13 protein-coding genes are annotated in these 17123 nt (G+C 53.9%); 3 read left to right on the forward strand and 10 right to left on the reverse strand.

Annotated elements, in window-relative coordinates; translation table 11 throughout:
- The first annotated feature begins 193 nt into the window (after nt 1-193).
- Entirely contained in the window at nt 194-3535 is a 3342-nt protein-coding gene (locus tag H7C19_RS23475) for a DEAD/DEAH box helicase (RefSeq protein ID WP_185671510.1), read from the forward strand.
- 44 nt (nt 3536-3579) lie between these two features.
- Here the strand turns inward: H7C19_RS23475 and H7C19_RS23480 are convergent, their stop codons facing one another.
- The 8 genes from H7C19_RS23480 to H7C19_RS23510 form a co-directional block, all read right to left on the reverse strand.
- Nucleotides 3580-5145, reverse strand: coding sequence for an ABC transporter substrate-binding protein (locus H7C19_RS23480; RefSeq protein WP_185671511.1), 1566 nt, complete (start codon nt 5143-5145; stop codon nt 3580-3582).
- A 7-nt stretch (nt 5146-5152) separates the two neighbouring features.
- Nucleotides 5153-5914 carry a response regulator transcription factor gene (locus H7C19_RS23485; RefSeq protein ID WP_185671512.1) on the reverse strand — a complete coding sequence of 254 codons (762 nt, stop codon included), beginning with the start codon at nt 5912-5914 and terminating at the stop codon, nt 5153-5155.
- The gene (locus H7C19_RS23490; protein ID WP_246469705.1) at nt 5889-7637 is read right to left on the reverse strand and encodes a sensor histidine kinase; all 1749 of its coding nucleotides are present in this window, start codon (nt 7635-7637) and stop codon (nt 5889-5891) included. The genes H7C19_RS23485 and H7C19_RS23490 overlap by 26 nt, the downstream gene beginning before the upstream one ends.
- A gap of 156 nt (nt 7638-7793) precedes the next feature.
- Nucleotides 7794-9311, reverse strand: a complete 1518-nt coding sequence (locus H7C19_RS23495) for an ABC transporter substrate-binding protein (protein ID WP_185671514.1) — start codon at nt 9309-9311, stop codon at nt 7794-7796.
- Between the two features lie 92 nt (nt 9312-9403).
- The gene (locus H7C19_RS23500) at nt 9404-10333 is read right to left on the reverse strand and encodes a carbohydrate ABC transporter permease (RefSeq protein WP_185671515.1); all 930 of its coding nucleotides are present in this window, start codon (nt 10331-10333) and stop codon (nt 9404-9406) included.
- Between the two features lie 15 nt (nt 10334-10348).
- Entirely contained in the window at nt 10349-11293 is a 945-nt protein-coding gene (locus H7C19_RS23505; RefSeq protein ID WP_185671516.1) for an ABC transporter permease, read from the reverse strand.
- Nucleotides 11294-11618: 325 nt separating this feature from the next.
- A complete protein-coding gene (locus tag H7C19_RS35885) occupies nt 11619-11795 on the reverse strand; it encodes an alpha-1,3-galactosidase-related protein (RefSeq protein WP_446681761.1) in 177 nt (58 codons plus the stop codon).
- Nucleotides 11770-12600: a helix-turn-helix domain-containing protein gene (locus H7C19_RS23510; RefSeq protein WP_185671517.1), complete on the reverse strand. Its 831-nt coding sequence runs from the start codon at nt 12598-12600 to the stop codon at nt 11770-11772. The genes H7C19_RS35885 and H7C19_RS23510 overlap by 26 nt, the downstream gene beginning before the upstream one ends.
- Nucleotides 12601-12785: 185 nt before the next feature.
- Here H7C19_RS23510 and H7C19_RS23515 point away from each other — a divergent pair, with 185 nt between their 5' ends.
- Both H7C19_RS23515 and H7C19_RS23520 read left to right on the forward strand, forming a co-directional pair.
- Nucleotides 12786-13175 carry a DoxX family protein gene (locus tag H7C19_RS23515; RefSeq protein WP_185671518.1) on the forward strand — a complete coding sequence of 130 codons (390 nt, stop codon included), beginning with the start codon at nt 12786-12788 and terminating at the stop codon, nt 13173-13175.
- A 69-nt stretch (nt 13176-13244) separates the two neighbouring features.
- The gene (locus H7C19_RS23520) at nt 13245-13661 is read left to right on the forward strand and encodes a VOC family protein (RefSeq protein ID WP_185671519.1); all 417 of its coding nucleotides are present in this window, start codon (nt 13245-13247) and stop codon (nt 13659-13661) included.
- A gap of 176 nt (nt 13662-13837) precedes the next feature.
- Here the strand turns inward: H7C19_RS23520 and H7C19_RS23525 are convergent, their stop codons facing one another.
- Entirely contained in the window at nt 13838-15340 is a 1503-nt protein-coding gene (locus H7C19_RS23525) for a leucine-rich repeat domain-containing protein (protein WP_185671520.1), read from the reverse strand.
- Nucleotides 15341-15561: 221 nt separating this feature from the next.
- A complete protein-coding gene (locus H7C19_RS23530) occupies nt 15562-16941 on the reverse strand; it encodes an FAD-binding oxidoreductase (protein ID WP_185671521.1) in 1380 nt (459 codons plus the stop codon).
- Nucleotides 16942-17123: the final 182 nt, after the last annotated feature.

A 17123-nucleotide genomic window follows, 5' to 3' on the forward strand; every position in this document is an offset into this window, starting at 1 on the left:
GTCATGCGCGGACACGCCCAAAAATCGAATAAGTATTGAAGGCGATCTCGCCCCGAATCGCCCAACGATTACCGGAAGCGGCTGGCTGCTTCGGATGGGAGCGGCGGCAAGGTTTCAAGCGGGGGCGAATTTCTGGTATGATAGAGCGTATCTACCGGAACGTCTGATCCCATCGCAAAAGGAGGCCTCTTGCATGAGCGCCCTGATCACCCGCCGGACCGTCAAGCTGCTCTGCGGACGGATCGCCTTCGAGAGCGGGGAAGCGTACGTCCGGGCGGGCAAGGTGATCTTCACCCGCTACGATGCGGCCGCGCGTCTGTACGAAGCCGAAGTGCAAGGCAGCGGCAAAGGCCGCTACGAAGTGACCGTTCGGCTCTCGTCCGCAGGGGACGTGGACGCGCGGTGCGCCTGCCCCTCCCTGGCCTCCTACGACAAATACTGCAATCATATCGCAGCCGTGCTGCTCCAAGTGTCGCGCGACCAACAAGCCGCCGGCGCGAAGGCGTCCGCGGCGCGGCTCGCTGCGCGATCTGCCGCCGCGCCGGAAGACTCGGCCGATCCCGACGGCCCCGGCGAGTCGAGGCTGGCCGACGGCGTGCTCAGCCTTTTCGAGGACAAGCCGGCGCTTCCGAGCGGCCCCCGCTTGCTGTTCGACGCGCGGACGCCGCTGATCGTCGAGATCGAATGCAGGGCCTTTCGCTATGCCGACGGCAAGGCGCTGTTCGCCATCGAGCTGAAGCTCGGACCGAAGCGGACGTTCGCCGTCCCGCGCATCCGCGACTTCTTGGCGCGCGTCGACCGGGGGACGTCCTATCCGTTCACGAAGCTGTTCGCCTACGATCCGGAGCAGCACAGATTCGGTCCCGAAGACGACGCGGTCATTCGCCGGCTGATCCGAATCAGCCGCGACGAGGCGCTGTACCGCGAGACCGCGAGCCTCTACCCGGCCGGCGGTCCGAGCGGCGACCGCTTGCTGCCCGTGCCGCCCGCCGCCTGGCCGGAGCTGCTCGCCCTGCTGGAGCGCGCGCCCGGCGCGCGGATCGTCCAGGGCGACCGCGTCTACGAGCGGGTCGCATCGTCGAACGAGCGGATGCCGCTGCGGTTTGCTTTCGGCCGGGACGACAGCCAGCGGGAGCCGCATATGCCCGGCCGCGAGGGGCACGAAGCCGGTGACGGCGGCTACCTGCTGCAGGCCGAAGGGCTGGACGAGGTCGTCGTCATGGAAGGCTACGAGACCGTGCTCGCCGGCGGCATGCTGTACAAGCCGGGCGCAGCCTCGTGCGGACGCCTCGCGGAGCTGAAGCGCATGCTGGACGACGCGCGCGGAGCGCCGGTCCGGATTCCCGCCTCGCGGATGGAAGCCTTCATGGCGCGCGTCGTCCCGGGCTTGATGAAGCTGGGCAGCGTTCATATCGCCGATACGGTGTCCGATCGTCTGGTGCAAGCGCCGTTGAAGGCGAGTCTGTATCTGGACCGGGTTCGGGACCGGCTGCTCGCCGGCCTCGAATTCCAATACGGAGACATCGTCCTGAATCCGCTCGAAGGGCCCGACCCGGACCGCGGCGATCGGCGCATCCTGGTGCGGGACGGCGAGCGCGAGCGGCGCATCCTCCAGCTCATGGAGGAGAGCGCCTTCGCGAAGACCGAAGCCGGCTACGTCATGGGCGGCGACGAGGACGGCGAGTTCGAGTTCCTCTATCAAGTCGTGCCGCAGCTGGAGAAGCTCCTGACCGTCTACGCGACGTCGGCCGTGAAGCCTCGGCTGTTCGTCGGGTCCGCGCCCGCGAAGGTGAAGGTGGACGTGGATGAGCGGACCGACTGGATGGAATTCAAGTTCAATCTGTCCGGCATCCCGGAAGCGGAGATCCGCTCGCTGCTGAAGTCGCTAGAGGAGAAGCGCCGTTATCACCGTCTCCAGAACGGCGCGTTCGTCCCGCTGGAGCGCGCGGACTTCGCCGAGATCGGTCGCCTGCTGGACGGCATGGGCGTCCGAAGCTCGGATCTGAAGGGGACGACGCTCCGTCTGCCCGCCGTCCGCGGCCTGATCTTGATGAACGCGGACGAATCCGGATCGTCCGTGAAGCTGGGCCGTTCGCTGCGCCTGCTGCTCGCGAACATGCGCCACCCGGATCAGCTCGACTTCCCCGTCCCCGAACGGTTGGCTTCGGTGCTGCGGGATTACCAGGCATACGGTTACCAATGGCTGAAGACGCTCGCGCATTACCGCTTCGGCGGCATCCTCGCCGACGACATGGGACTGGGCAAGACGGTGCAGAGCATCGCCTTCCTCCTCTCCGCGCTGCCCGAGCTTCGCGAGCGCGGGCAGCCCGCGCTCGTCGTCTGCCCGGCATCGCTCATGTACAACTGGCGGAGCGAGCTGGCCAAGTTCGCCCCGGAGCTGCGCGCCGTCATCGCGGACGGGAGCCGCGCGGAGCGCGAGGCGACGCTGCGGGACATCTCCCGCACGGACGTCGTGATCACCTCGTATCCGCTGCTCCGCCGCGACATCGTCCGCTATGCGGCGCAGCCGTTCCATACGCTCGTGCTCGACGAGGCGCAGGCGTTCAAGAACCAGGCGACCCAGACGGCGCAAGCCGTCAAACGGATTCAGGCGACGCACCGCTTCGCGCTTACCGGCACGCCGGTGGAGAATGCGCTGGAGGAGCTGCATTCGATCTTCGGCGCCGTGTTCCCGGAGCTGCTGCCAAGCCGTCGCGCGTTCGGCGAGATGTCCCGGGAGGCCGTGGCCGAGCGGATTCGCCCGTTCGTCCTCCGCCGGGTCAAGACGGACGTGCTCCGGGAGCTGCCGGACAAGATCGAGACGCTCCAGTCCTCCGACCTGCTGCCCGAGCAGAAGAAGCTCTACGCCGCCTATCTCGCCAAGCTGAAGGCGGAAGCGCTCAAGCATCTGGACAAGGAGACGTTCCACAAGAACCGGATCCGCATCCTCGCCGGCCTGACGCGCCTGCGCCAGCTGTGCTGCCATCCCGCCCTCTTCGTCGAAGACTATGCGGGCGGGTCGGCCAAGTTCGAGCAGCTGTTGGAGATTCTCGAGGAATGCCGGAGCGCGGGCAAGCGCGCGCTCGTCTTCTCGCAGTTCACCGAGATGCTCGGCCTCATCCGCCGGGAGCTCGGCGCGCGCGGGTTCACGCACTTCTACCTGGACGGGCAGACGCCCGCCGCCGAGCGGCTGGAACTGTGCGACCGGTTCAACGGCGGCGAGCGGGACTTGTTCCTCGCTTCGCTCAAGGCCGGCGGCACGGGTCTGAACCTGACCGGCGCGGACACGGTCATCCTCTACGACCTCTGGTGGAACCCCGCCGTCGAACAGCAGGCCGCGGACCGCGTGCACCGGATCGGACAGATGAACGTCGTTCAGATCATCAGGCTCGTCGCGCAGGGCACGGTCGAGGACAAGATGTACGAGCTCCAGCAGCGCAAAAAGCATCTGATCGACGAAGTGATCCAGCCCGGTCAGGAGGCGCTGTCCGCCTTGACCGAGCAGGAGATCCGCGAGTTGCTGTCGATCGGGTGAATGAAGCGCCGCTTTTGAAGCTGAATAAATCGGGCGATCGCAAGCTACCGCCTGGACGCCGACAAATCCTTAAAAGAGGGCATTTCCCATTCCTGATGGGCGTCTCGCCAGGCGTCAAGCTGCCTTTGCACTTCGGACCGCACCTCGTCGATGCCCGCCTGCCGAAGCTCCTGATTAAACTTCGGCAGCACCGAATCTACGTTCACGCTGCCCGTCATCAGGCTGGGGAAGTATTTCTCCCAGACCATCTGGATGTTCTGCATCTGGATGGGCATCCGGGACAAGTCCGGGGTAAAACCCAGCGTGCTCGATTCGACCGCTTCCTTGTTGCTGACGCGGAACTGATTCCATTTGTCCAAGGGATCCGGGAATTCTCCGCCCATGGTCTTCAAGATGAACCAATTGCCCTGGGTGTACTGCACGCCTCCGTAGTTTGGCTGCGCGTCCGGGATCGGATTGCCTTTATTGTCCTTGGGCGGATTGGGCACCACCTGGCCGTAACGATCCAAGGTGTAATGCACGCCCTCGATTCCGAAATTGAACAGATTGCGCACCTCGGGATCCGTGTTCAGCAGATTGAGAAACTTGACGGACTCGACGGGATGCTTCGTATCCGCGCTGATGGCCATAACCCCTCCTCGAGTGGATTCCGTCGTGATCAACGCGGGGGTTACAGGGTAAGCCGCAAGCTTGTAACCGCGATCCTTGCTCCAACTATTTTCCGCCAGCGGGCCGCCCCCCGCGGCTTTCCAGAATACCGGCGCGCCCCGCTTCAGTCCCTGACTTTCCCGCATGGCCGCGTCCTCATTGATATAGCCCTCCACATAGTAATGCCGAAGAAGGTCTAGCACTTTCCGGGCTTCTTCGGTTTCGAAAATATTCACGACCGGGGAATGGGGATCCGGGACTCGCACCATTAGCGGAAGCTTCTTCTCCAACACGTATTCGTAGCCGTCCAAGGCGAAGAAGTTCTGAGATTCCTTGTCGAGTTCCATCGGCTGATAAGCGGGTTCCTTCTGCTTGATCATCCGTAACAGCGGTTCAAGCGATGCCAACGTCGTGTACTTCGAGATGTCAATATGGTACTTCTTGACTAGCGTATCCGGGTACATCCACTGGTCGCGCACGGCTAATTCTTTATTGGTCGGCACGCCGTAGATGCCGCCGTCATCCATCCGCACGCCTTGCCAGAAAATAGGGTCGATTGCGTCATACATATCCTTCCCCACGTTCGATAGATAGTCGTTCAGCCTCAGCCACGCGCCTCGCTGCGCGTAGGTAGCGTACTCCGGCGCAAAAGCGATGTCAAAGGGAGTTCCCGCCGACACGAGGGTGTTCAGACGGTCTCCGTACTCCTGCCAGCCCACTTTGATATAAGTGACGGTAACGCCGATTTTCTTGGCCAGGATCTCGTTGATCTTGTCGTTGACCATCTGAAGGTCCTTGTCTCGATCCCCGATCGTGTAATAGATCAAATTCACCGTATCGCCGGCCAATGCGGCATTCTCGCCATTGCCGGATGTGGCAAAACAGCCGGATAAAGGCAGCGTCAGCATCATGACGAGCACGAAGGATGCAACGAGGCGACTCCAATTCCGTTGTTGTCGCATGGCGTCATTATTCCTTTCTCCGCAAATCCGAGGGCGATTTGCCGAAATAAGCGTGGAAATGAGAATAGAAATAGTTCAGGTTGGGATATCCGACGGAAAGCGCGATGCTGATAATTTTCTCTTCCGTGGACCGAATGCGTTCCTGGGCGCGAAGCATCCGGTAGGCCATTAAATATTCCGAAAACTTCTTTTTCGTCTCCTTGAGGAATAGCTGCCCGAGGTACGTTCCGTTCATACGAAAACGTTCCGCAACCGATTTCAAGCTCAAGTTCTGGGCATACTCCGCCTTGACGATCAACAGAATGCGATTGGTCAGCTTGGACAGGCTGTCGTAGCGCACGCCGAGCACCGGGTCCATGTCCAGGTCGTCGCGATTCGCGCCTGCCAGCGTACCGTGCAGATCTTCTTCGATAATCTTCTCGACCAGATTCTGCAGCTTCGAACGATCGACGGGTTTGAGCAGGTAGTCCTTGACCCCGCAGCGAATGGCCTCCAGCGCATACTGGAATTCGCCATAGCCGCTCATGATAATATACTTCGAGGGAAGACGCAGTTCGTTGAGCTTGTGGATGGCGTCATAACCGCGCTGCTTGCCGATACATACATCGAAGATAGCCAAATCCGGCAAAAACTCCACCGCCTTCGAAATAGCTCCCTCATACGTTTCGCTCGTCTCGATGCGGCCAAAGCCGTACTTCTCCCAGTCAATCGTTCGCTTCATTCCCTCCAAAATCTGCGGCTCGTCATCTACGATCAGCAGCTTGTACATCGTTAGCAGCCTCCTTGGATAGGATCACGGATATTTTAACGCCGGCTTCCTCGTTGTTGTCGATCTTCATGGAGAAACCCGCCCCATAGAAAAAGTGCAGCCGGGTATATACGTTACGTAGACCAATGTTGTCCACCGGGGCGTCGTCGCTTCTGGAAAGCTTATTCCTGATTTCGGCTAAGCGCTCATCGGAGATCCAGTTGCCGTTGTCCACGATCTCCAGCACGAAACGCTCCTCTTCCTCCCAGCCGTTAACGATGAGCAGGTTGAACTCGCTCTTTGGGTTAAAGCCGTGAACGAAAAAGTTCTCCGCCAGCGGCTGCAACCAGAATTTCACGGTGGGCAAGGAGATTAACGCCGGTTCCACATTGAACTGATAATAAAATCGGTCCGGATATTTGAATTCCATGATTTTCAAGTATTTTTGAAGCAAGTTCAGCTCGCTGCCGAGCGGAATGATATTCTCGTTTTTCACGATCTCACGGTACAGCGCGCCCAGGGTGGCGATGGCGTCGGATGTATAGTCGGCGTTGTTCACCAGCGCAGAGGAACGAATAACCTCGAGCGTATTATACAAAAAGTGTGGATTTATTTGATGCTGAAGCGCTTTCATTTCAGTTTCTTGCTGCTTGAGTTTTAGTAGATAATTGGTGCGGATATGCCGATCCAGCTGATGGATCATATCGTCCAATTCCCGGGCGATCATGCCGTATTCGTTTCTCCGGTAGCGGGCCGGGTTAACCGGCGTAAAATCCGCCGTTTTCACGCGTCCGATGGAAATGATGATCCGCCGCAGGAAGTTCGCATCCTCGCGCAGATTGTAAACGATGAGCAGCAGGACGCAGATCATCGCAGCCAGCACGATGAGAAACACGATGAGCAGCACATTCGCTTTTTGACGGATCAGCGAGGCCAAATCCACGATGCTGACGAACCGATAATTGAACGCGTTGGAGTTGAACGTTACAAAATACGCACGGTCCGCAAATCCCGTCGATAGAAAGCCGTGCGTGCGTCCATCCGCAACGACCCGGCGAACCAGTTCCTCCGTGTTACGGCTGCTGCCGGCGATCAGGTACACGTCTCCGGAAGCGCTGACTGCCGCAGCTTCATCCAAACGGTCATTTTGCACCGTCTTAAAAATCCGGTCGCTGCTGACCAGGAATCGGAATTCGCCCAGCTGGCGCGAGATCTGGTTAGGATCCGAAAGCTTTTTGTGGTAGACGAATCCTTTTTGGATCGTCTCGCGGAACGTTTCATCCGTGTTGGGCAGACGGAATAGAAAACTCGTATTGCCGTTACTGTCAAAGCTCACTACGTTGCCCTCTTGTTCGGTATGCAAGCTGATTTGCGTGATGTCTCCCTTGCCCCCGTTGCTCAGAAAGGATTTCATATCGTCGGGAAAGGAGACGAGCGGTCGGTTATAGTGGCTGCCCTGCAGCCTGCTCGTCAGATAGCCTTCCGCGTTATTTCCCAAGAAACTGCGAATGTCGGACACCAGTCCGCTGTTGGAGTACACCCGCTGCATGAATGCTTCGATACGGTCGGCATCGTACTGAAGGGTATTTTCCACCCGAGAGAACGCTCCGGCGGCCTCGTTCCGAGAATTTCCCACCCATTGATCCAGCAGTACCGCGCAGGTGAGCGCGCCGAGCGCCAGGCCGATGAGCACTACAAATACCGCATATGCAATGAATTTGCCGCGATAGATCTTGATTCGCATAAATGAACGCATGCGGCGTCTCCTTTGCAATAGGCTTTTGTCGCCCCCCACCGCTCAACCATATAACGTTGTTATCGATAAAGGCAATCATGAGTTGCCAGAAAACCCGAACGGCAATCTCCGCTCGGGTTTTCTGGATGTTGATGACCTACAAGATTATTTGAAATACGTATCGATTTGCTCTTGGGCGGCCTTCATAATCGTATCCATGCCGGCGGCCTTCAGTTCCGCCACGATCTTCGGTACCGTCTTCTCCGGATCGGAAGCGCCTGTAAGCAGTTCATAACGATATTTGTCCCATACCGCTTTCGTATTGGCCACTTCGGTGCTCAGCTTGCTGATGTCCAGAGCAAAGCCCAAGTTCGTGGAGGAAGTCGCTTGATCGTTTAGCTTGCGGACTTGATCCCACTGATCGACTGGAGCGCCTTTCGTTACAGCCAGGTCGAAGAACGTACCTTGCGTATAAGCGGCCAACGGCCATGTATCCGTTTTGCGCTCAACCACTTTCTCGCCATCCACGTTGTCATAGTCGACGCCCAGCTCGCCGAAGGCCAGCATATTGCGCAGCTTCGGATCCGTATTGACCAGTTGCAGATATTTCAAAGCTTCATTCTTATATTTCGAATTGGCCGAGATGGCGTTCAGGGAACCTTGGATCGTGCTCGTCGTGTAAATCGGACCAAAGATTTGGAACATGTCGTACTTCTGAACGCCTTCCGTGATCTGCCAGTTCGCTTCCGCGCCAGGGAATGCCTGCGCCGCGAAGAACGGGCGGCCCTTGTCCGCTTCGGTTTTAGTCGGTGCATCCGGATTGACGATGCCGTCCTTGTACCATTGGTGCAGCAGCTTCAGACCGTCCATGATGTCCGGCTGCTCCAGCACGGAGACGACTTTGCGGGAAGCGTCGTCGACTTTGACGCCGATTGGCGCCAGACCGAGCGTCATATCATCGTAGCCGTTGAAGAATCCGTTAAATCCGTCGCCTTGGGTGAGCGACAGCGGGTAGAAGCTTTTGCCTTCGCCGGCCTTCATATCGCGGAACGGTTTGTCGAGGTCTTTCAACGTCTTGATGCCAGCAGTATCGATGCCGTATTTCTGCACGTACTTGTCGTCGAACACCCAGTATTGGGTCAAAGACGAGTCCTTGTACGTCGGCACGGAGTAGATTTTCCCGCCGATCTTCGTGCCGTCCCAGACCTTCTGAGGGATGAGCTTGTAGAGCTCGGGCGATTCGCTTTGCACCGAGTCGGTCAAGTCGGCAAACGCGCCCATGGCAACTTGCTGACTGTACTTGCTGTTGTTCGTAAACATGATGTCGAAAGGCTCGCCGGTGTTCACGATTGTATTGATCTTCGTATCCCAGTCGCCCCAGCTTGCTACCTTGATGTCGACTTTCACGCCGATCTTCTCGGCCGTGTATTCGTTCATCGCTGCGACGGCTTTGTCGAAATTGGCAGGCATTTGGCCGCCAATCGTCCACCATACCAGCGTAGGCGCATTGCCCGAATCGGCAGGCTTGGTCGCTTCCGTCTGTGTGTTAGCAGGCGTGTTGGCGTTGGAAGGCGTGCTGCCGCTTGACTCGGAATTGGAATTCGAGGATCCGCAGCCCGCAAGAGCGGTTGTCAAGAGCGCCGCCGCACTGATTGCAAGCAGTTGCTTCTTTGTCTTTTTCATATCCATTTCCTCCCTTTGATCTCTTTCTTCTTTCCCACCGTCTACCTCGTGCGGTGGATATCATAAACCAGACGAATCCGGTTTATTTCGGGTTATCCTTTCACGGCGCCCACCGTCAGACCGGAAATAAAGTATTTCTGGAAGAACGGGTAGGCAACGGCCACGGGAACCACAATGACGATGGCCACGGCCATGCGCGCGGATTCCTTGGGCATGGTGGCGACAAGCTCCGCATAGCTGATGCCCATGCTGGAAGCGTTCTTCGCCAGGGCGTCCACGTTGGTCATCAAACTGTTCAACAACGCCTGCAGCGAGTACAGGCTCTGGTTGTTGATGTACAGCATGGATTGGAACCAATCATTCCAATAGGCGAAACAAAGGAACAATCCGACGGTGGCCAGTACCGGCAGCGAAATCGGCAGCACGATCGAGCAGAAGATGCGCAGCTGGCCCGCGCCGTCCATTTCGGCGGATTCGATCAGCGCGTCCGGAATGGTGCTTCTGAAAAAGGTTTTGCAAATGATGACGTTGAAGGAGGAGACGGCCAGCGGCAGAATCAGCGCCCATACCGTATCTTTCAGGCCCAGTAAATTCGAGTTGATATAGTAGCTGGACACCAAACCTCCGTTGAACACCATCGGGATGAATACGATCCAGGTCAGCAGCCCTTTAAGCTTGTAATTCGGCCGGGAAATGACATACCCCATCGAAGTCGTAAGCAACACGCCCAGCGCAGTGCCGACGACGGTAACAAGCACGGAGATGCCGAGCGCCCTAGTAATCATCTTCCCTTGGTGCGCAATATAGTGATAAGCCTCTCCGGAAAAAGCCGCCGGAAAGAGATGATAGCCGTTATTGCGGATAGAATCCTCGCTGGTTAGCGATATGGACAGTACCACGAGGACTGGCACGAGGCAAACCAACGCCAATAGAATAAAGATCAGATGGAAACCCACGTTCGCGGCGGTCCCGATCCGGTTGAATTTGTCGAGACCCGTCTCATACTTCGCTCTCGTATTCATTTCCCGCTTCCTCCTTTACATCATTGCACTGTCCGGATCAACACGGCGAACGACCCAGTTGGCAATCAGAATGGTCACACAACCCATCACGGATTGTACGAAAGCGGAAGCGGAAGCCATGCCTACCGTAGCGGTCTTGAGCTGCTTGTACACGAGAACGTCAATAGTAGTCGCTACGTTGAACAACGAGTTGGAATCCCGAGGCACTTGGAAGAACAAACCGAAATCCGTGTAGAAGATGCGGCCTACAGCCAAGATGAACATCATCACGATGACAAGCTTCATGAGAGGCAGCGTAATAAATCGCGCTTGCTGCCACTTGGAAGCGCCGTCGATTACGGCAGCCTCGTAATACGTGCTGTCGATGCCGGTGATGGTCGCCAAATAGACAACCATACCGTAGCCCAATCCCTTCCATACATTCATGAAGACAAGAAAGTACGGCCAATATTTAGGCTCCATATACCAGTTCACGGGATCCTTGCCCAGGTCGGCCAGGAATTGATTGGCGATTCCTTTATCGAAGCTTAGAAACGCCCAAACAATGGCGGAAACAACGACCCAGGACAGGAAGTACGGCAAGAACATCATCGTTTGATAGATTTTGCCGGCCTTCCTGCTGTGCAGTTGACCGATCATCAGCGCTAATGTGACGGGTACCGCGATGCTCAGAATGATGAATATCAAATTGTATCCCAGCGTATTGCGGATTACGACCCAAGCATCGTTCGACTTGAACAGAAATTCAAAGTTTTTGAACCCGGTCCATTCGCTGTGTATGACGTTGCTCAGAAAACCCCCGTGGATCTTGAAATCTTTAAAGGCAATAATGAGGCCGAACATCGGCAAGAAACAAAACAAGATGTACCAGATGGTCGTCGGCAAGGCCAGAAGCGTCAGTTCGGTATCCTGTGTGCGCCAGCGCGTTCGCAGGCGTTTTCGTCCGCCCTTCATGTCCATGTTAGCCACTCCTTGCGTTTGATCGCGTTCAGCGTGTACACGCTTTCAGTCCTCCGTAAGGGCATTCGCTGAACATCCTGCTCAATCTTATTGATGTCATTGTATAGAAAGTCGCCAGCTGCATTCTAGACAAAAAACATGAGACCGCAGTCAACAAACGTTAGATTTTTGGGGGGGAAGTGGGGCTTCATGGCAAGGAGCGTACCGGCCATTCGTTACAATTCGGGTAAAAAAAGAAGCTTTCAACCGCCTTCAATCTACGGTTTGAATGCTTCGCGACAATAATCGGGGATTTTTTGAAGTTTATCGAGGAGTTCGGCCTTAATCACCCGGCTGCGGGCGAACTCCGTTTAAGCGCTGCCGCGCGGATAAACGCAATCTCGTCGCCTTCGCCGAATGCCGCGAAGCCGAATGTCTGCGGATGCATGAATCGGACAACGACTTCAAACTGGATGGTTAGAATGAAGCGGCCTGAATTATCTATAGATGATCTCACCCACATCGTTTTGCAGCGCCGTATATCTGGTTGGAGAGTACCCTATGAATCGTTTGAATTCCTTTATGAAGTGCGCTTGATCGTAGTAGTGATCGTTGAAATGTCTGCTTTGCAGGAAGCCGCTCTTGTCTCGGAGCAACGCTTGGAAGCATGATTGGAAACGAACGATCGAGGAGAATGCTTTGGGGCCGATGCCCAGCCGCTCCGCAAACTTGGCGCGAAGCCACCGATCGCTTCGTCCCGTCTCGTGCGAGAGCGCAGCCATCGAGATCAGGCCGCGCGCGTTCATGATCGCAGCCGCGACATGTTCGAACGTCTCGTCCCTCTCCGTCCGGTTGAGCGCCCAGATCAGGTATTCTTGAAGCAGAACTGCCTTATCCTCCGGATTCGACGCCAGATACATCCGCTCTTCCAGGATGCGGGCGGCAGGTGTGCCGATAAGCTCGCCAAACGTCACGATTGTATTGCGCAATTCGTGCTGCGGAACGGCGAGCAGACGATAGGCGGCAGCGGGATTGAGTTCGATACTGATGCAGCCGAACGGCTTGCCTCGATCGAAATCAGCAATAGTAGGGCAGTCAGATACTCCTGCGACGAACAGCTGGTGTTTCGCCATCAGAGAAGCATGTTCGCCGATCCGGCCCACAAGATGCCCCTCATAGTGCAAGAGCAGCTTCACGGCGCCATTGGGCGCGATGGTCTGCATCTCAGCTTTGCCAAGCCTCCCACTGCTCTCGAACACCCAGATGTCTTTGATGTATTCTTTCAGAACAGGGCTCGGCGATAATCGCCTGATGGCAAGGTTGCTCATGGGGATCTCACCTCTGGAATTTCTGCTTGTGGTAATAATATACGACAAAACGTTGGATAAACCTCTCGGGCAAAGACAGAATTAATCATGAATATTCCGATTCGTACAATACAGATTGTCCCAGTTGATATACCATTTAAAAAATTACTTAGGGAATCATCCTCAATCAAAGGAGATCATAATCGATGAAATGGGCATCACGCATTCTGCAAGGATTATTAGTGCTGGATTTTCTGTTTGCTGGTGCTACTAAGATCTTCTCGAGTACCGACCAGATCAGGGAGCTGTTCACCGACAAGTTGGGTACGCCGGTTGCTTTGATCTACACAGTCGGCGTTTTCGAAGCGCTGGCGGCGCTGGTTCTTCTCGCAGGCTACCGCAGTCATAAAGCGGCAGTTGCATCGATCGCCGTCATGCTTGTCATCTTGATCGGTGCGACTGTGACGAACCTCGTAGCAGGTCTCGTTGGGGATGCCATGGTGCCGTTTGTGATCTTGATCTTTGTGGCCATCCTTATGTACCTGAAGCGTGATTCGCTCAAGAGCTTTGCCGGCGCGAACTCAGTGTCTAAGTAACGCAGGAGTTGGATTTACCGCTTGGAAAAACACTAAGCGGATTTTATAAAAAAGGATGCGATGACCAAAATGGCTTACAAATCGAGTCAAACGTACATCAACTTGCCTGTAAAAGACATCAATCGAACGAAGGATTTTTTTGGCAGTATCGGCTTTGAGTTCAACCCCCAATTCTCCGATGAGAATTCGGCCTGCCTGGTGATCAACGACAATACTTTCGTTCAGCTGCTTAAGGAATCATATTTCCAGACGTTTATCAACAAGCCGATTGCCAATGTTGCCAGCGGCGCAGCAGGAATTATCGCACTGTCCGCCGACAGCAGAGACCATGTGAACGAACTGGTAGACAAGGCTTTGGCCGCTGGAGGCAAGCAGTCCAAAGAACCGGCTGATCACGGGTTCATGTATGTGAGAAGCTTCGAGGACCTGGACGGTCATCTGTGGGAATTTGCTTACTTTGACGCAAGTGCCTATACCCAATCGTAAGTTCGGTACACAAGAATGATATTGGCTAATGCGATTGTTTCGCTTAGTCTCAGATTGAAGACAAACGCCCTCGTTTCAGGATGAAACGAAGGCGTTTTGTTTCTAACGGCAGGTTTTTAAGAAAAGACGCATCCCAAGTGTCCTTAGATGCGTCCTAATATGGATATTGAATTCTGTTATGCGGTCTTATTCTCGAATATGATGACCATTTTTTTGCTGCCTAAATATTCTACAGAAGTATTAAGCCTCTCCGACACAAAGCGTACGGGAACGAAAGTGCTGTTATTTTTCAGTAGCAAAGGAGCGTCGGACATCACGGTTTGCTGGTTTATCTTAACCTGCTTATTTCCCACACGCCAACGAATCGTTTTACCGTCTTTTTGAATCGTTACCTCTTTCGTATTCTGGTTCCAATTTACATTTGCCCCAAGTTTCTCGGAAATGTAACGAATAGGCACGTAGGTACGACCTGTTTGAATGAATGGCGCTGCCGTTAAATTGTAGATACTGTCGCCCAAATAGGCTGTCTTGTTGCCGATAATCAAGCGTTGAGTCTTACGCTGAGACCTAATATCGTAATTATCCGCATTCAATTTTTTAAATATTTTATATGTTGGGGTTCCTTGGCTTAAGTCCAAGTAGTTATCGCTCAACTGTAGTCCGTAGCGTGCCGCCCCCGTATCCCAATGAAAATCATAGCTATGATTTTGAATCGGCTCCAAATCCCACACCCGGTTGTTATTCAAATATAGGATTCTTAGGGATTTCAAATTTCTTAACGGTTCCAAATTCCACACTCGGTTGTTATCCAAGTAGAGGTTATCCAGCTTGTTCAATTGTTTTAACGGGTCTAAATCTTTAATCTCGTTGGAGGATAGATCCAATGTAGACAAGTTAGTTAATTTCGCTAAAGGGGCAAGACTCTCGATGTTATTGTTGTTGGCAGAGAGACCTTCGAGATTGTTAAATCCTTCTAGCAGCTTAAGATCAGTAACCCGGTCGCCGTCAATCCCCAAATACGTCAGACTTTTGGACAGCATCCGCAGCGGTGAAAAATCCTTAATTTTATTGTTAGATACATTAAGATAAGTCAGCTTTTTTATATTGCCGAGGGGAGCTATGTCTTCTATCGCATTCTCATTCATTTTCAAATACGCTAATTCTGCGGCTCCAGAGAGGGCATGAACATTCGAAATTTGATTGTGGTCGGCCTCCAACTCGATTAGACTAGGCAATTGCTTCACTACATCCAAGGATGAGACCTGATTCCAGCTTATTTCTAGATATTTCAAATCCTTCAGAGCTGACAATTCCTCAATCGATGAGATTTGATTTGCTTTGAGGCTAAGACTACGGATCTTTGAAAGGTTCTTTAGCGGTGTAAGATCAGTAATTTCATTACGGTCTAAATCGAGTTCCGTGATATTGACGGCATACTCCAATCCCTGCAGATCTTTAATTCCTTTACCTGCTAACGATACAACGGTGAGAGATTCTAAATCCGCTTTGGTAAGTGGTTCATCGCCTTTTTTAGCTAACCACGAATGAATCGCTTGTTCGAGATTTTCATCTTTAATAACCGGTTCTTGGCTAAGCGCTTCCATCGAAGCTTGTCCTGGAAGGACCAAACTTAGGACAAAAATAAAAATAAATAAGCGTACAGCAATACGTTTCTTCATGATGATCATTCCCTCTGATGACTGTATTATGGTTATATTACCTCGAGCTTTTTGATAAGAACAGACATTATGTATATCCGTTACGCTATCGACAAAGTATTATAACACCTGAAGTTTCCTTAGTAACTAGGCGAATGTTGGATAGCGTGAAGGGCGAAAATTGCTAAAGGAGCTGCCGCCGTCAGCTCCTTTGCTTCAATATAGATCTGGTGCGAGTATTATCACTTTCTGACCTGTTTACCCACTGGAATACTCTGAGCAAAACGAAACACATTATGAGGATCGTACTTTCGTTTCACCTGTTTCAATCTGCCGAAGTTCATACCATAATACGCCTTGGGCCAGTTCTTAATCTGCAAATCGGGAAAGTTCACATAATCCCCCTTAACAAAGGGACGTAACGCTCTGCGGAATCTTTTCACCCACTGAATATTCCGCTGCTGCTCCCCGTTGTTCCTCCAGCGGGCTGACAGTTCGTAGATTGTCTCAGCCTTCCGATGAGGATAGGCCGTTGCAGTAGGCGACACTCGACTCACCGCGCTTCCTGCACCACCCAAGCTTTGACTCCACACGGTAGAATGCTTGTTGGGTGCTTTGGATAAAAAGCGGCGTATCATTCGTACTCCTTCACGAGGCAAAGGTTGAAGCCCGTAAGCCCCGGCTATTTTAAACTTCGGTTCCAAATTCAGATCCGATTCGGCAAAAAATTTGGTTGCCTCAATAAAAGGCACTGTCTTCACCAGCACCTTCACCGGAGTGCCTGCTCGCAAAAGTGGTCTAATCAATCGACGCAGCTCCTCTGCACCGCCAAGTAATTGCCCGGTAGATACAATAGTTCCCACCTGCTTGGCAGCCACCTCAATTGTTGAGGTTAAGCGGTTCGTGACAGACGGGGCCCAGCGTTGCCAAACCGGCAACACCTTCTCCAGATCACCCCATTTCCACGTAATACTGTATATAGAAACCGATGAAATGGGTCTAACCCGAAAAGTAAAGGCTGTAGCAACGCCAAAGTTCCCTCCCCCGCCGCCTCGCGATGCCCACAACAGATCGGAATGTTTCCTCCTGTTTGCCACAATCGCCTTTGCCCCATACCGCCCCGAAGCTATGACCATCTTCACTTGTTTCAAGTTATCGCACGTAAGTCCATATTTGCGGGATAGAAGTCCAATGCCGCCTCCCAGGGTAAGGCCTGCTACGCCTACGTCGGGCGCAGTCCCAGCTGGAAGTGCCACACGCTTATTCCACAGCTTTTTGTACACACGGGCAAGTGGATTTCCCGTCTGTACAATGGCCACCCTATTTTTTCGATCAACCTTAACCTTATTCATCTCGCTCACATCGATAATAATACCGCCATTTACAGTCGAAAAGCCTTCATAGCTGTGCCGACCGCTGCGTACTCTCAACCGTACGCTCCGCTCACGAGCCCATTTGACTGCGTTGATCACATCCTGAGTTCGTCTGCAAAAAACAATGACCTTTGGAAATTTAGAGAAGCGCCTATTGTACTCCATTCTGGCCGCATTGTATGACGGATTGCCCGGAAATACAATCCTTCCGGTTAATCTTGTACCTGTCTTTTTCTGGTTTTGCGCCATCCGCTTTACACCATCCCTGTTCATGGTATAAGCCTTTCTCATCAGCTTATTTCTATGTAGGGACATCTGACCTAGTAACGGCAAACGCCTAAAAACCCCAAAGACCTAAAGTCTCTGTTCCCCTTTAGCGTAACGGTATCCACGATTTGATGCCTACTTCAATAAGAAAGGGAACAGGCCCC

Source organism: Cohnella nanjingensis, from assembly GCF_014212125.1.
Lineage (GTDB): Bacteria > Bacillota > Bacilli > Paenibacillales > Paenibacillaceae > Cohnella > Cohnella nanjingensis.

Excerpts from the sequence above, each read along its gene's own strand:
- H7C19_RS23475 (WP_185671510.1), top strand. The coding sequence starts at position 194 with ATGAGCGCCCTGATCACCCGCCGGACCGTCAAGCTGCTCTGCGGACGG.
- H7C19_RS23480 (WP_185671511.1), bottom strand. The coding sequence starts at position 5,145 with ATGCGACAACAACGGAATTGGAGTCGCCTCGTTGCATCCTTCGTGCTC.
- H7C19_RS23485 (WP_185671512.1), bottom strand. The coding sequence starts at position 5,914 with ATGTACAAGCTGCTGATCGTAGATGACGAGCCGCAGATTTTGGAGGGA.
- H7C19_RS23490 (WP_246469705.1), bottom strand. The coding sequence starts at position 7,637 with ATGCGAATCAAGATCTATCGCGGCAAATTCATTGCATATGCGGTATTT.
- H7C19_RS23495 (WP_185671514.1), bottom strand. The coding sequence starts at position 9,311 with ATGAAAAAGACAAAGAAGCAACTGCTTGCAATCAGTGCGGCGGCGCTC.
- H7C19_RS23500 (WP_185671515.1), bottom strand. The coding sequence starts at position 10,333 with ATGAATACGAGAGCGAAGTATGAGACGGGTCTCGACAAATTCAACCGG.
- H7C19_RS23505 (WP_185671516.1), bottom strand. The coding sequence starts at position 11,293 with ATGGACATGAAGGGCGGACGAAAACGCCTGCGAACGCGCTGGCGCACA.
- H7C19_RS35885 (WP_446681761.1), bottom strand. The coding sequence starts at position 11,795 with ATGTGGGTGAGATCATCTATAGATAATTCAGGCCGCTTCATTCTAACC.
- H7C19_RS23510 (WP_185671517.1), bottom strand. The coding sequence starts at position 12,600 with ATGAGCAACCTTGCCATCAGGCGATTATCGCCGAGCCCTGTTCTGAAA.
- H7C19_RS23515 (WP_185671518.1), top strand. The coding sequence starts at position 12,786 with ATGAAATGGGCATCACGCATTCTGCAAGGATTATTAGTGCTGGATTTT.
- H7C19_RS23520 (WP_185671519.1), top strand. The coding sequence starts at position 13,245 with ATGGCTTACAAATCGAGTCAAACGTACATCAACTTGCCTGTAAAAGAC.
- H7C19_RS23525 (WP_185671520.1), bottom strand. The coding sequence starts at position 15,340 with ATGAAGAAACGTATTGCTGTACGCTTATTTATTTTTATTTTTGTCCTA.
- H7C19_RS23530 (WP_185671521.1), bottom strand. The coding sequence starts at position 16,941 with ATGGCGCAAAACCAGAAAAAGACAGGTACAAGATTAACCGGAAGGATT.